This is a genomic window from Brevibacterium sp. HMSC22B09 (genome assembly GCF_001806795.1).
Classification (GTDB): Bacteria; Actinomycetota; Actinomycetes; order Actinomycetales; family Brevibacteriaceae; genus Brevibacterium; species Brevibacterium ravenspurgense.
The window spans coordinates 21,741-32,888 of record NZ_KV786010.1 but is presented as its reverse complement, the minus strand read 5'-3'; the positions used below and the strand labels follow the sequence as shown (position 1 = coordinate 32,888).

Below are 11,148 nucleotides of genomic sequence, written 5' to 3'. Positions count from 1 at the left end.
CATCAGCGCCAGTCCTCGTCGTCTTCTTCCCATTCGCGATTGCGCTCGCTGGCTGTTGCGAGTGCCGCCTGAGCTTCGGCTTCGCTGTCATAGGGGCCCAGCCGGTTCTCAAAGGAGCTCTTCCGTCCCTTTTCAACTTTGCCGGTCTTGGTGTTGAACCAGTATTTCTCTTCTTCGTACGACATAGCGCACCTCCCTGTGCACAACTCTAGCTGTCTACAATGATGTCATCATGACGAATTCTGCTCCGCTTGGAACTCTCACAAAGGGAACCGTGGCGCCCATGCGCTCCGTTCCAGCCCACATCGAACGTCCCGAATATGTCGGCAAGGCCGAACCGAACGAAGGTCGCGGCAGCAATTTCTACACGCCTGAAGAAATCGAGCTGGTCCGCGAATCGGGCCGCATCGCTGCAAACGCCATGGCCGAGGGCGGCAAGCTCGTTGAGCCCGGCCGCACGACGGACGAAATCGACGTTGTCGTCCACGAATATCTGCTGGACCACGGCGCCTACCCGTCGACTCTTGACTACCGGGGCTTCACCAAGTCGGTGTGCACATCGATCAACGAGGTCGTCTGCCACGGCATCCCCGACTCCACCGTGATTCAGGACGGTGACATTGTGAACCTTGATGTCACCGCCTACAAGAACGGCATGCATGGCGACACGAACTTCACGTTCGTGGCCGGCAACGTCGACGAAGAGTCCCGCCTGCTGGTTGAACGGACCCACGAATCGCTCATGCGCGGCATCAAGGCCGTCAAGCCCGGCCGTTCGATCAACATCATCGGCCGGGTCATCGAAAAGTACGCGAAGCGCTTCGGCTACGGAGTTGTTCGCGACTACACGGGTCACGGGGTCGGGCGCGAATTCCACTCCGGTCTCATCATCCCCCACTATGACGCCGCTCCGAACTACGCGGACGAAATCCAGCCGGGCATGATCTTCACAATCGAGCCGATGCTCAATCTGGGCACCATCAACTGGGAACAGTGGGATGACGGCTGGACGATTGTGACTGCCGACCGTCGCCGCTCCGCTCAGTTCGAGCACACTCTCGTGGTGACAGAAGACGGCGCGGACATTCTTACGCTTCCCGATGTCGAACTCGTGGCCGGCCGTGACTGATCGCGGCGAGCTGCGCGGTTCGGCAGGAGCACACTCCTGTGCTTTGGGCATTGACATCGGCGGCTCATCTATCAAGGCCGGGCTGGTCGACCTCGAACGCGGCCGGATCATCGGCGACCGTGTCGTTGTGCCGACGCCACAGCCCGCCACTCCCGAAACTCTCATGAATGCAGTCCACGGTGCGGCAGCCGAGGTGCTGGCACAGCAGCCGGGCGGCACCTCGTCACCAGAATCCGGGTACGAGGCGCCGCTGACTCCCCCTGTTCCCGCCGGGGTCGCATTCCCCGGGGTGGTCAAGAACGGCGTTGTCACCTTCGCGTTCAATCTTGACGATTCATGGCTTGGAGCGAATATTGAGCAGACCATTGGGGCAGCGCTTGGCCGTCCGTGTGTTTTTCTCAATGACGCTGATGCCGCCGGCATTGCCGAAATGACCTTCGGCGCTGGTCGCGACTGGCACGACAGGACTGTTCTCATGCTCACCCTGGGAACCGGCATCGGTTCGGCGCTGTTTACCCGCGGCAGGCTCGTGCCGTTCACCGAACTCGGCCACGTTGAGATAGGCGGCGAAGACGCAGAGCTCAGCGCATCCGCAAGCGCAAAGGTGCGGTTGGGCATGGACTACCCCACGTGGGCTGCGAAGCTCAGCCGGTACTGCAGGGAAATGGAAAAGCTCATCAACCCCGACGCGTTCATCTTCGGCGGGGGCATTTCGCAGGACCATGCCGACTGGCTTCACCTGCTCGACCTTCAGACGCCCGCTGTCCCGGCGGCAATGTTCAATGACTCAGGGATCATCGGTGCGGCGGTCCACGGTGCTGACGTTGCCGAAAGCATCGGTCGCTGAACATTACAGCGCTGAGTCCCGGCACCAGGTTGTGTACGGACAGGCCACCGATAAGCCGGGTTCTGTTCCCAGGCGGAAGCCTGGGCGACGGTCATCTGTCTAGGACCTGCATTGCTGCAGGCCTCAAGCAATCCACCCGACGGCACGACGAGCAGCCGTATAGCCGTCTGCACGATCTTGCTCCCGGTGGGGTTTACCCAGCGGCCCGCGTCACCGCGGGCCCTGGTGGTCTCTTACACCACCTTTTCACCCTTACCAGCACGCTGGCGGTTTAGCTTTCTGCGGCACTTTCCCGCGGGTTTCCCCGGGTGGCTGTTAGCCACCACCGCGCTCTGCGGAGCCCGGACTTTCCTCGGCCGGGCACGAGGCCCGAACGCGACCGTCTGGTGGCCTGTCCTCGGCCAAGTGTATATGTGCGGGCTTCTAGAATGAGCATCATGTTCATTCTTCTGCCGCCGTCCGAAGGCAAAACACCGGCGCAAGACGGAGCGCCTGTCGACCTGTCGTCTCTGTCCTTACCGGAACTCAATGAAACGAGGCGTGAGGTGCTTGCCGAGCTGCAGAAAGTCAGCGCCGCACCGGACGCCCTTGTTCAGTTGGGTGTAGGTGAGCGCATTGCCGGCGAGGTGGCGCGCAACATTGATCTCGACACGGAACCGTCGGCACAGGCTCTGACGGTCTATACGGGTGTCCTGTTTGAGGCACTCGATGTTTCCGCTGTGCTGCAGGCCCCGCGCGAACGGGTCGAGCGGGTGTTCATTGCCTCAGCGCTTTTCGGCATGGTCGGCGCACTTGATCACATCCCCGCCTATCGACTGTCGATGAAGACCTCACTAGGTGATCTGGGACCACTGGCGAAACTGTGGAAGGAGGCGCTGGGGGAACCGTTGGCCGAGCACTTCGGAGATGCGCCGGTGCTCGACTGCCGGTCGGGCGACTACCGCAGGCCGTGGCCGGGCATTCCTGAAAACACCGTGGCTGTCAATGTCGTCAAAGAGGTCGCCGGCAAGCGCACAACCGTGTCCCACTGGGCTAAGCACACGCGCGGCCTGGTTGCGTCCCACCTGCTGCAGCGCAGTGAACCGATGCCGTCTTCACCGGAAGCCATTGCTGACGCTGTTGCCGAACAGTTCGAGGTCGAATACGCCCCGCCCCGCGGTAAACAGTCGGCAGTGCTGACGATCGTACTGCCTGACGCCTGACAGGGCAGCGGGCTTGATGCTTCTGCGCTTTCAGGCCTGAACGATGAGGCCTTCGCAGTCCTCGCACTGAAACGCCCAGGTGCGCTCGGCATTGCGCACCGCATCAGCCTGCACTCCGGACAAAGCTGCACCACAGGCTCCACAGGCTCCTGCCGTGAGAACTCCGATACCGGATGAGCGGATGATCGACGCTGCCTCAGCCGGTAGCTCGGCGAGTTTGGCCGTGGTCTGCTCTACCAGCTGCGCGTGCTCGCCGTCCAAGCGGGCCGCTTCTTCCTGCCTGCGCTGACCTTCGGCTTTTCCTTCCGCGGCGACCTCTTCGGCACGTGCGCGCAGCTTCTGCAGCTGGGATTCGGCAGATTCGGCGCTGTCAAGAGCCTCCAGTTCTCTGTCTTCCGCTTGGCCGACAGCAGTGCGCACAGATTCGATGTCCGCCTGCAGTGCAACGAGGTCCCGGCTTGTCAGGCCGACTCCGGCATTGAGCTTCGCCTCCATGCTTTCGGCTTTGGACCGCCCATCGGCAGCTTGCGCAGCGGCCGTGCGCGCTTCTTTCTGATGCCCCTCGATTTCGCCGCGCAGATTTTTGGCTTTCGCGGCAAGCGCTTTGTGTTCACCCGCCAGTTCCTGCAGGCGTGCCACGCGCTCTTCTTGTTTTGCCTCGGTGCGTTTGCGACGAATCTGCGCGCTCAGTGATGCGTAGTCGAGCGCGGCCGCGTGCTGCTGTGTGCTCAGTTCCACTGCCACTCCTCGGAGTCGGGAAGAACGACTGCTGTCCACGGGTCAGAGCAGACACCGGACACAGTCACTTCAACACTGTGTCCGCCTGCCCGCAGGGCTTCGTCGAGCTGTTCGGCCGCGCGCGGGATCCACGCCGATTCGGCCGAGTAGTGCGAAATGTCGATGAGGTGCTCAAGCGGGCCTCCCCGGGAACCCGTATCGAGGGCTTCCGATGCGGGGTGATGGCGAAGGTCCGAGGTGATGTACAGCTGGGCTCCCGCCTTGCGCGCCGCATCGAACATGGAGTCACCCGCTCCTCCTAGAACGGCAACACGCGTAACTTCCGCACCGGGGTCACCCCCGATGGCGATGCCCCGGACAGACAGGTCAACTCCCTGTGCCAGGCGGACGGCAATATCCTCAACTGTCGTCGGTTCCACGGTGCCGACCCGCCCCAGGCCGACCCCCGCCTCGGCATCGGGGTTCTGCACAAGGGGTTCGACTTCCCGCACCTGCAGGATCTCCGCGAGGACATCGGACACCCCGCCAAGAGCTGAATCGGCGTTCGTGTGGGCGTTGAACTGTGCGATGCCAGACCGGATCAGCGTGTGTACGGCACCGCCCTTCAGCGTGTCGGCAGCGACTGATGTCACGCCGCGCAGCAGCAGCGGGTGGTGGGTGAAGAGGAAGTCCGCACCGAGCTCAACGGCTTCTGCGATGACTTCATCCGATGGGTCCAGCGCGCAGTGCACGTGCGTCACGGGGGCTTCTGGGTCTCCTACCGCCAAACCAACGGAGTCCCAGTCTTCCGCGAGGTTGTTCGGCCAGAGCTGTTCACAGATGTTCGTTACATCGCGCACATTCGTCATGCCTTCAAACTAGCGCATGACAGCGGTGAAAAAGACACGACGAGAAAATTGAATGATCGTTTGAACTGTGCCACGATTCATCTATGACACAGCTCACAGAAGAGAATCGCTCCGTCATCGGAGACATCGTCAAGCGCAGCGCCGCGCGCTCCCCCAAGGACACCGCCATCGTCTTCCAGGACCGCACCTGGACGTACAGTCAGCTCGACCAGGCAGTGACCAAGATCGCCCGCTTTTTTGTTGAGCACGGCCTTGAAAAAGGCGACCGCGTTGCTGCCTACAGCAAGAACTCCGACATCTTCGCCATCGTCTTCTTGGCCTGTGCACGCGCCGGACTCATCCACGTGCCGGTCAACTACCAGCTGACGAAGGACGAACTCGACTACATCCTGTCGGATTCGGACCCCAAGCTGATCCTGGCCGAAGAAGCCCTCATGCCATTCGTCGAGGAAACCGAAGCCGGCCAGAAGCGTGAGCGCATGCTCATGGAAAGCCTTGTGGAACCGGCACTGAAGGTCGACGGTCCGGCTCGCGATGGCGAGTTCTCCCCTGTCGACACCGACCGCGTGCAGCTGCTCTACACCTCGGGAACCACGTCGTCGCCCAAGGGTGCTGTCATGACGCACCGCAGCCTCATGCACCAGTACCTGTCGGCGCTGACGTCCCTGGACTTCACCAGCTCTGACCGTTTCGTCCACGCTCTGCCGCTGTACCACTCGGCTCAGATGCACGTGCTGCTGATTCCCGCCCTCATGCGCGGCGCATACAGCATCATCGTTCCCACACCTGTTCCGCAGCAGCTGCTCGAGCTCATCGAAAAGGAGCGCATCACCGCGTTCTTCGCCGCCCCGACCGTGTGGGTTGCGCTGACCAACAACCCGGACTTCACCACGCGCGACCTTTCGTCGCTCAAGAAGGCCTACTACGGCGCATCCATCATGCCCGGCCCGATTGTTGAGCGCCTGCAGAAGCAGCTGCCGGAGCTCGGCCTGTACAACTGCTTCGGCCAGTCCGAAATGGGCCCGCTGTGCACCGTTCTGCGTCCTGAAGAGCACGCCGACCGCCCGGCCTCAGCTGGCCGCCCAGCGCTGTTCGTTGAGACCCGAATTGTCGACCTCGACGGCAACGATGTCGAAGTCGGCCAGCGCGGCGAAATCCTCTACCGCTCACCCCAGCTGGCCGAAGGCTACTGGAACAAGCCGGAAAAGACCGCCGAGGCCTTCGTGGGCGGATGGTTCCACTCCGGTGACCTCGTTGTGGCTGACGAAGAGGGCTACATCACGGTTGTGGACCGCGTGAAGGACGTCATCAACACCGGTGGTGTTCTCGTGGCCAGCCGCGAAGTCGAAGACGCCATTTTCTCGATGGACGGCGTGGAAGAAGTCTCGGTTGTCGGCATGCCGGATGAAAAGTGGATCGAGGCGATCACCGCCTACGTCGTCCTCAACGACGCCGGCCGCGAAAGCCTGACGGAAGAAGCCGTCATCGAGTACGTCAAGGACAAGCTCGCAGGCTTCAAGGTTCCCAAGGCCGTGCACTTCGTGGACGCTCTGCCGAAGAACTCGGCGGGCAAGATCCTCAAGCGCTCACTGCGCGAAGGCACGCACTCGTGACCTGAGGCTCAAACCCAAGCGGGGATGTCCTGAAAGGGCATCCCCGCTTCTGTTGGAGGCAATGAGAAAACCCGCTCTCGACGCTTAAGTCGATGAGCGGGTTTCTGTCTGTCGGGATAGCGGGATTTGAACCCACGACCTCCTCGTCCCGAACGAGGCGCGCTACCAAACTGCGCCATATCCCGTGATTGGCAACGGGGACAACTATAGCCCACCGCGGGCTGATTGCGAAATCGCGTCTTCGACCTGCCATGATGGACCCCATGAGCTTGTCTGTTCACCGCATTGCCGATGCCGCGGTCGCAATTCTCACTGACTACGGCATGGGTGACCTATCCATGCGCAGGCTTGCTCGCGACCTCGGAGTCGGCCCTTCCGCTCTGTATTGGCACGTGAAGAACAAACAGGAGATCTTCGTCCTTGTTGCCCGGCGCATCGCCGGTGAAATTGACGAGGCCCTCGGAGACGGCAGAGACCTCGCCCCGACCGAAATCCTGTTGCACATGCACGATGTTCTTCTGCGCTACCGCGATGGCGCCGACATCTTTTCTCTCGCCTACGCCCATTCGGGTGATTCTGTTCTGCCCACCGCTGTCCGAACCCAGATCGCTGACGAGGCGGAGCGGCACTCTTCTGTTGTTCTCACCTGTGGGACGGTCGCCTTTGAGCAGAACCGCTCCCTGTTCGATTCGACGGCAGGACCGGCTGACAGCCGGGCGGCTCTTGCCGCCGCTCTGACCCGAATTGGCAGGAACGCCGACTGACTGTATCCTTATCCTGGTCAGGGCCTATAGCTCAGTTGGCTAGAGCATCTCGTTTACACCGAGAGGGTCGGGGGTTCGAGTCCCTCTGGGCCCACCGCTACAAGAAAGTCGGGACCCGCGAAATCGTGCGGGTCCCGGTTTTCTTTGTGCCCGCTTCAGCTGCTAGCGGGTCATTTGTGGGTCATTTCTGACCAGAACCGGCGTTCTTGATTGGAGCACGGCCAGAAGCCATGCCGTGTCGTTCAGGCAATACACAGGAAAACATCCCAGCGTCGGCTGCTTAAATCACTACCGTTGTGTTCACGGTCACTCTTTCGGGGAGCCTCCCCGGGCCGAGAGGAGTACCCTGTGAACCCCTCTTCAACAAATACAGTCAAAAAGAAGCGCACGGGAGCGCTGTTCGGCCCCGGTCTTATGATCGCGGCTTCGTTCATCGGTCCCGGCACAATCACCACAGCAATCGTCACCGGCGCAGACTTCGGCTTCACACTCGCGTGGTCGGTCATCTTCTCGATCATCGCCACCCTTGTTCTGCAGGAGATGTCGGTCAGACTCGGCCTCGGCGCCGGACTCGGGCTCGGCGAAGCTATGCGGCGTGCATTAGAGAACCCCGTCCTGAGAACGCTGATGATCGTGCTCGTCGTCGCTGCAATCGGAATCGGCGGGGCTGCCTATGCCGGCGGTGACACAACAGGCACATCGTTGGCCGTTTCAGCGGTTGCGCCAGTAGACCTCAGGATCATTGTCGGTGCAATCATCATCGCGATCTTCGCGCTGCTCATCAGCGGCAGCTACAAAACCATCGAGCGGGTTCTCATGGTGATGGTGGTCATCCTTGCCTTCCTGTTCGTCATCACCGTCTTCGTCGTTCAACCTCCGATCGGCGACATTCTCAGGGGAATCTTCGTCCCCTCGATGCCCCCAGGGTCCGCACTGACGGCAATTGCACTCATCGGAACCACCGTGGTTCCCTACAATGTCTTCCTCCACGCCAGCCTCGTACAGGAAAACTGGGCGAATGTTCCACAGGAGACAGCGCTGAAAGAAGCCCGCATTGACACCGTCGCTTCGATTTCCTTCGGCGGGCTCATCACTTTGGCAGTCATGGCGACCTCCTTTGGCGCGCTGTTCATGCACGGTATGAGCGCAGAAACGGCTGAGGACCTCGCGGTATCGCTCGAGCCGCTGCTGGGAGAAGCTTCCACATGGGTATTCGCACTCGGCCTGTTTGCGGCCGGCTTCACGTCCGCCCTCGCCGGTCCGCTCGGGGCGGCTTATGCCATTACGGGGATGCTCGGCAAGAGCACAGATATGAAAAGCCCGCTGTTCCGCGCAGTGTGGATCGCAGTGCTCGCCGTCGGCGCAGTCATCGCTCTGACCGGCTTTGAGCCGATTCAGCTCATCGTCATTGCGCAGGCGGCCAACGGCCTGCTCCTGCCAATCATCGCCATCTTCCTGCTGGTGACAATGAACAGCAAGAAAGTCGTCGGCGAACATGCAAACGGTGTATGGGCCAATATCTTCGGCGGTGCAGTGACTCTGATTGTCATAGGGATCGGCAGCTACCAGCTGGCTGACCTTCTGGGGCTGCTGCCCGGCTGATCGAATCTCTGTCACAGGCGAGGTTGGGTGCGGTGCAGGCCGCGTCCAGCCTCGTCACTTCTGGCACTCGGGGCACCAGTAGAGTTTGCGCCCCTCCATTTCTGTCATCGCGACGAGAGTTCTGCACACACGACACGGCAGCCCTGTGCGGCCATAGACAAAATGGCGGAATTCACTGTCATCCACTGCGCGCTGCCGACCAGCGCCTCGCAGTCTCGTGCGGGTGAGCATGACACCCGTGTCAACACCGACGGGCAGCAGGCGAACCCAGTCACGCCACAGCGCAGCAACTTCGTCATCAGTCAGCTCGGTGCCGGGTTTGAACGGGCTGAGCCCAGCCCGAAACAGCATCTCAGCCCTGTACACGTTGCCGATACCGGCAACAACAGACTGGTCCATGAGCAGACTTCCGATCGGACGGCGTCTGCGCACATTCTGCGCAAACCTGCGGCCTCCTCGAGCGTTCCCGTCGACCAGCGGGTCCGGTCCGAGAGAAGCCAGCTGGGCCTCCACCTCGTGAGGAGCGAGAACCTCGCACACCATCGGGCCGCGCAGATCAGCGCACACGTCCTCGGTCAGCAGGCGCAGACGCACCTGGCCGACCGGCTCCGGCGGCCACACAGCGTCGAGCTCCTCCGCCCTTTCGACCTCACCGGCACGCACCCGCCGAGGTGCCCCCAGCGATCCTGCATACTCCCCTGTCTGCCCGGCACGGTCAGAGGCGCCGGCAGCGTACAGAAAATCCCAGGCACCGTAGATCCCCAGGTGGACCCGCACAGTACGCTCACCCTCGAAAGGCAGGAACAGGTGCTTGCCAACGGCATAGCACTCCCCCAGCTCACTGCCGCTGATGAGCGCGGCACCGTCGGAAAAGCGTCCCTGGGGTGACGAAGCGGTCACCGTGCGCCCGCCGAAATCAGCGTTGAAGCGGCGGGCAATGCGGTGAATCGAATGGCCCTCAGGCAAGCGCGGCCTTGATCTTCTCGGCGGCTGCAGCGATGTCTTCGGCGTCAGTCGATCCGCGGGTGTTTTCCAGGCGGAAGTCCTCGACCGAGTTCGTGGGCCACACGTGAATGTGCACGTGGGGCACTTCGTACCCCTGAATCAAGACCCCAATGCGCTCACAGGAGAACGCCTTCTTCTGCGCCTTGCCGATCTTCTGGGCAACCGCCATGAGGTGGGAGGTGAGCTCTTCCGGCATGTCGAGCCAGTGGTCAATCTCTTCGCGCGGGATGACGAGCACGTGCCCATCGGTCAGCGGACTGATGTCCATAAAGGCTGCGCAGCGGTCGTCTTCGTAGACGAACGTGCCGGGAATGTCACCGTCGAGGATTTTCGTGAAGATGGACGCCATAACCCCTCCTTGGGAAGAACGACAGGTCATTCCCACCCTATCCGCTCAGGCGGCAGCGAAGCAGGCTCAGAAGCTCCCAGCAGGATTGAGGAAGCGACTGAAGTCGCGCTTGCTGCCAGTCAAAGAGTGCTCCGTGTCGACCACAACACCCTCGCCATCAAGAAGAAAGGTCAGTCGGCGTGCAAAGCCGCGCTGCTCATCGAAAGCCCCAAAGGCCTTCGCGGCTGCACCGTGGGGCCAGAAGTCAGACAGAAGAACAAAGGGCAGCCCGAGGTCCTGCGCCCACGCAGCCAGCGTGTACTTGGGATCGCAGGAAACAGCGACGACCTCTGTGCCGCCGGAAAGCAGACCCTCATACATTCCGGCAAGCTCACGCATTTCGGAACCGCACACGGGCGAGAAGGCAAAGGGAAAGAACACCGCGAGAACGCGATCAGCGTCGGCTCGGCGCCTGCACTCGTCCAGGGAAAGCTCCTCACCGAAATGGGAGGCCAGAGAATACGAAGGTGCCGCCGCACCCACCTGGGGTCCGACGGCACCGGTTTCCACAGTCATCAGTCGAAGTTCTTTTTGCTCATCAAGCACACGGCCGACCAGTCAGCCGCCGCACGGACCGTTTTCGTCACGTGCATACCGGCCACGGGAGCGGCATCGTTGATGTCGACGGGGTCAATGTGTCCCGGACGACCGGCCTTCGGGGTGAGAAGCCACACAACACCGCCGTCCTTCAGTGTTGTCTGCGCGTCGACGATGCCGTCTGTCAGGTCATCGTCATCGCTGCGCCACCACATGACGATCACGTCGAAAACATCGTCAACGTCGCCGTCAATCATCTCTTCGCCGGTAACTGCGGCGATGTCATCGCGCAGCTGGAAATCAACGTCATCGTCGTAGCCGATTTCCTGAACATACTGTCCGCTCGACAGAGACAGAGGGTTAGCAACCTGTGCTGCCTGAGCGGAATCGAGCGTCCTTCCTGAGGGAGTTGTACTCATGGCTTTATTCTCACCAGAAACGCCGCGTTTCGCCAATCACAGGGCCGACACCCCGA

The 11,148-nt window shown here is 61.5% G+C and carries 13 protein-coding genes, 2 tRNA genes and 1 other RNA gene; 7 read left to right on the top strand and 9 right to left on the bottom strand.

Going from position 1 to position 11,148, the window contains the following annotated elements; translation table 11 throughout:
* Window positions 1–2: 2 nt before the first annotated feature.
* Complete coding sequence (locus tag HMPREF3087_RS04880; RefSeq protein WP_062021537.1) at window positions 3–185, bottom strand: hypothetical protein; 183 nt, start codon at window positions 183–185, stop codon at window positions 3–5.
* Window positions 186–232: 47 nt separating this feature from the next.
* Here HMPREF3087_RS04880 and map point away from each other — a divergent pair, with 47 nt between their 5' ends.
* Entirely contained in the window at window positions 233–1,129 is an 897-nt protein-coding gene (gene map, locus HMPREF3087_RS04875; RefSeq protein ID WP_019174941.1) for a type I methionyl aminopeptidase, read from the top strand.
* The gene (ppgK, locus tag HMPREF3087_RS04870) at window positions 1,122–1,976 is read left to right on the top strand and encodes a polyphosphate--glucose phosphotransferase (protein WP_256173041.1); all 855 of its coding nucleotides are present in this window, start codon (window positions 1,122–1,124) and stop codon (window positions 1,974–1,976) included. The genes map and ppgK overlap by 8 nt, the downstream gene beginning before the upstream one ends.
* A 35-nt stretch (window positions 1,977–2,011) precedes the next feature.
* Here the strand turns inward: ppgK and rnpB are convergent.
* Window positions 2,012–2,371, bottom strand: an RNA gene (gene rnpB / locus HMPREF3087_RS04865) — RNase P RNA component class A.
* Between the two features lie 42 nt (window positions 2,372–2,413).
* Here rnpB and HMPREF3087_RS04860 point away from each other — a divergent pair.
* Window positions 2,414–3,178 (top strand): YaaA family protein, encoded by a 765-nt coding sequence (locus tag HMPREF3087_RS04860; protein ID WP_070428286.1) that lies wholly within the window; start codon window positions 2,414–2,416, stop codon window positions 3,176–3,178.
* Window positions 3,179–3,208: 30 nt separating this feature from the next.
* On the opposite strand, the gene HMPREF3087_RS04855 is transcribed toward HMPREF3087_RS04860, so the two are convergent.
* Window positions 3,209–3,916, bottom strand: a complete 708-nt coding sequence (locus HMPREF3087_RS04855; RefSeq protein ID WP_070428285.1) for a CT398-like coiled coil hairpin domain-containing protein — start codon at window positions 3,914–3,916, stop codon at window positions 3,209–3,211.
* Window positions 3,907–4,764, bottom strand: a complete 858-nt coding sequence (locus tag HMPREF3087_RS04850; protein WP_070428284.1) for a Nif3-like dinuclear metal center hexameric protein — start codon at window positions 4,762–4,764, stop codon at window positions 3,907–3,909. The genes HMPREF3087_RS04855 and HMPREF3087_RS04850 overlap by 10 nt, the downstream gene beginning before the upstream one ends.
* Window positions 4,765–4,847: 83 nt before the next feature.
* Between HMPREF3087_RS04850 and HMPREF3087_RS04845 the strand changes: the two genes are divergently transcribed.
* The gene (locus tag HMPREF3087_RS04845) at window positions 4,848–6,377 is read left to right on the top strand and encodes a fatty acyl-CoA synthetase (RefSeq protein ID WP_070428283.1); all 1,530 of its coding nucleotides are present in this window, start codon (window positions 4,848–4,850) and stop codon (window positions 6,375–6,377) included.
* Between the two features lie 111 nt (window positions 6,378–6,488).
* On the opposite strand, the gene HMPREF3087_RS04840 is transcribed toward HMPREF3087_RS04845, so the two are convergent.
* Window positions 6,489–6,562: transfer RNA gene (locus HMPREF3087_RS04840), tRNA-Pro, on the bottom strand.
* 78 nt (window positions 6,563–6,640) lie between these two features.
* Here HMPREF3087_RS04840 and HMPREF3087_RS04835 point away from each other — a divergent pair.
* The 3 genes from HMPREF3087_RS04835 to HMPREF3087_RS04825 all read left to right on the top strand — a co-directional run bounded on the left by HMPREF3087_RS04835 (window position 6,641) and on the right by HMPREF3087_RS04825 (window position 8,743).
* A complete protein-coding gene (locus tag HMPREF3087_RS04835) occupies window positions 6,641–7,141 on the top strand; it encodes a TetR/AcrR family transcriptional regulator (RefSeq protein ID WP_070428319.1) in 501 nt (166 codons plus the stop codon).
* Between the two features lie 20 nt (window positions 7,142–7,161).
* Window positions 7,162–7,235: transfer RNA gene (locus HMPREF3087_RS04830), tRNA-Val, on the top strand.
* Between the two features lie 254 nt (window positions 7,236–7,489).
* The gene (locus HMPREF3087_RS04825; protein ID WP_083272040.1) at window positions 7,490–8,743 is read left to right on the top strand and encodes an Nramp family divalent metal transporter; all 1,254 of its coding nucleotides are present in this window, start codon (window positions 7,490–7,492) and stop codon (window positions 8,741–8,743) included.
* A gap of 54 nt (window positions 8,744–8,797) precedes the next feature.
* On the opposite strand, the gene HMPREF3087_RS04820 is transcribed toward HMPREF3087_RS04825, so the two are convergent.
* The 4 genes from HMPREF3087_RS04820 to HMPREF3087_RS04805 all read right to left on the bottom strand — a co-directional run bounded on the left by HMPREF3087_RS04820 (window position 8,798) and on the right by HMPREF3087_RS04805 (window position 11,092).
* Window positions 8,798–9,709: an Fpg/Nei family DNA glycosylase gene (locus HMPREF3087_RS04820; protein WP_070428282.1), complete on the bottom strand. Its 912-nt coding sequence runs from the start codon at window positions 9,707–9,709 to the stop codon at window positions 8,798–8,800.
* Window positions 9,702–10,097, bottom strand: a complete 396-nt coding sequence (locus HMPREF3087_RS04815; RefSeq protein WP_070428281.1) for an HIT family protein — start codon at window positions 10,095–10,097, stop codon at window positions 9,702–9,704. Before HMPREF3087_RS04815 ends, HMPREF3087_RS04820 begins: the two co-directional genes overlap by 8 nt.
* Window positions 10,098–10,163: 66 nt before the next feature.
* Entirely contained in the window at window positions 10,164–10,652 is a 489-nt protein-coding gene (locus tag HMPREF3087_RS04810) for a redoxin domain-containing protein (protein ID WP_070428280.1), read from the bottom strand.
* On the bottom strand, window positions 10,652–11,092 hold the full coding sequence (locus HMPREF3087_RS04805) for a DUF3052 domain-containing protein (protein ID WP_061942710.1): 441 nt from the start codon (window positions 11,090–11,092) through the stop codon (window positions 10,652–10,654). Before HMPREF3087_RS04805 ends, HMPREF3087_RS04810 begins: the two co-directional genes overlap by 1 nt.
* Between the last annotated feature and the right edge of the window lie 56 nt (window positions 11,093–11,148).

What these genes read in the sequence shown, in the direction of transcription:
- HMPREF3087_RS04845 (WP_070428283.1), top strand. Translation starts at nt 4,848, where the DNA reads ATGACACAGCTCACAGAAGAGAATCGCTCCGTCATCGGAGACATCGTC.
- HMPREF3087_RS04850 (WP_070428284.1), bottom strand. Translation starts at nt 4,764, where the DNA reads ATGACGAATGTGCGCGATGTAACGAACATCTGTGAACAGCTCTGGCCG.
- HMPREF3087_RS04835 (WP_070428319.1), top strand. Translation starts at nt 6,641, where the DNA reads ATGAGCTTGTCTGTTCACCGCATTGCCGATGCCGCGGTCGCAATTCTC.
- map (WP_019174941.1), top strand. Translation starts at nt 233, where the DNA reads ATGACGAATTCTGCTCCGCTTGGAACTCTCACAAAGGGAACCGTGGCG.
- HMPREF3087_RS04805 (WP_061942710.1), bottom strand. Translation starts at nt 11,092, where the DNA reads ATGAGTACAACTCCCTCAGGAAGGACGCTCGATTCCGCTCAGGCAGCA.
- HMPREF3087_RS04860 (WP_070428286.1), top strand. Translation starts at nt 2,414, where the DNA reads ATGTTCATTCTTCTGCCGCCGTCCGAAGGCAAAACACCGGCGCAAGAC.
- HMPREF3087_RS04815 (WP_070428281.1), bottom strand. Translation starts at nt 10,097, where the DNA reads ATGGCGTCCATCTTCACGAAAATCCTCGACGGTGACATTCCCGGCACG.
- HMPREF3087_RS04810 (WP_070428280.1), bottom strand. Translation starts at nt 10,652, where the DNA reads ATGACTGTGGAAACCGGTGCCGTCGGACCCCAGGTGGGTGCGGCGGCA.
- HMPREF3087_RS04880 (WP_062021537.1), bottom strand. Translation starts at nt 185, where the DNA reads ATGTCGTACGAAGAAGAGAAATACTGGTTCAACACCAAGACCGGCAAA.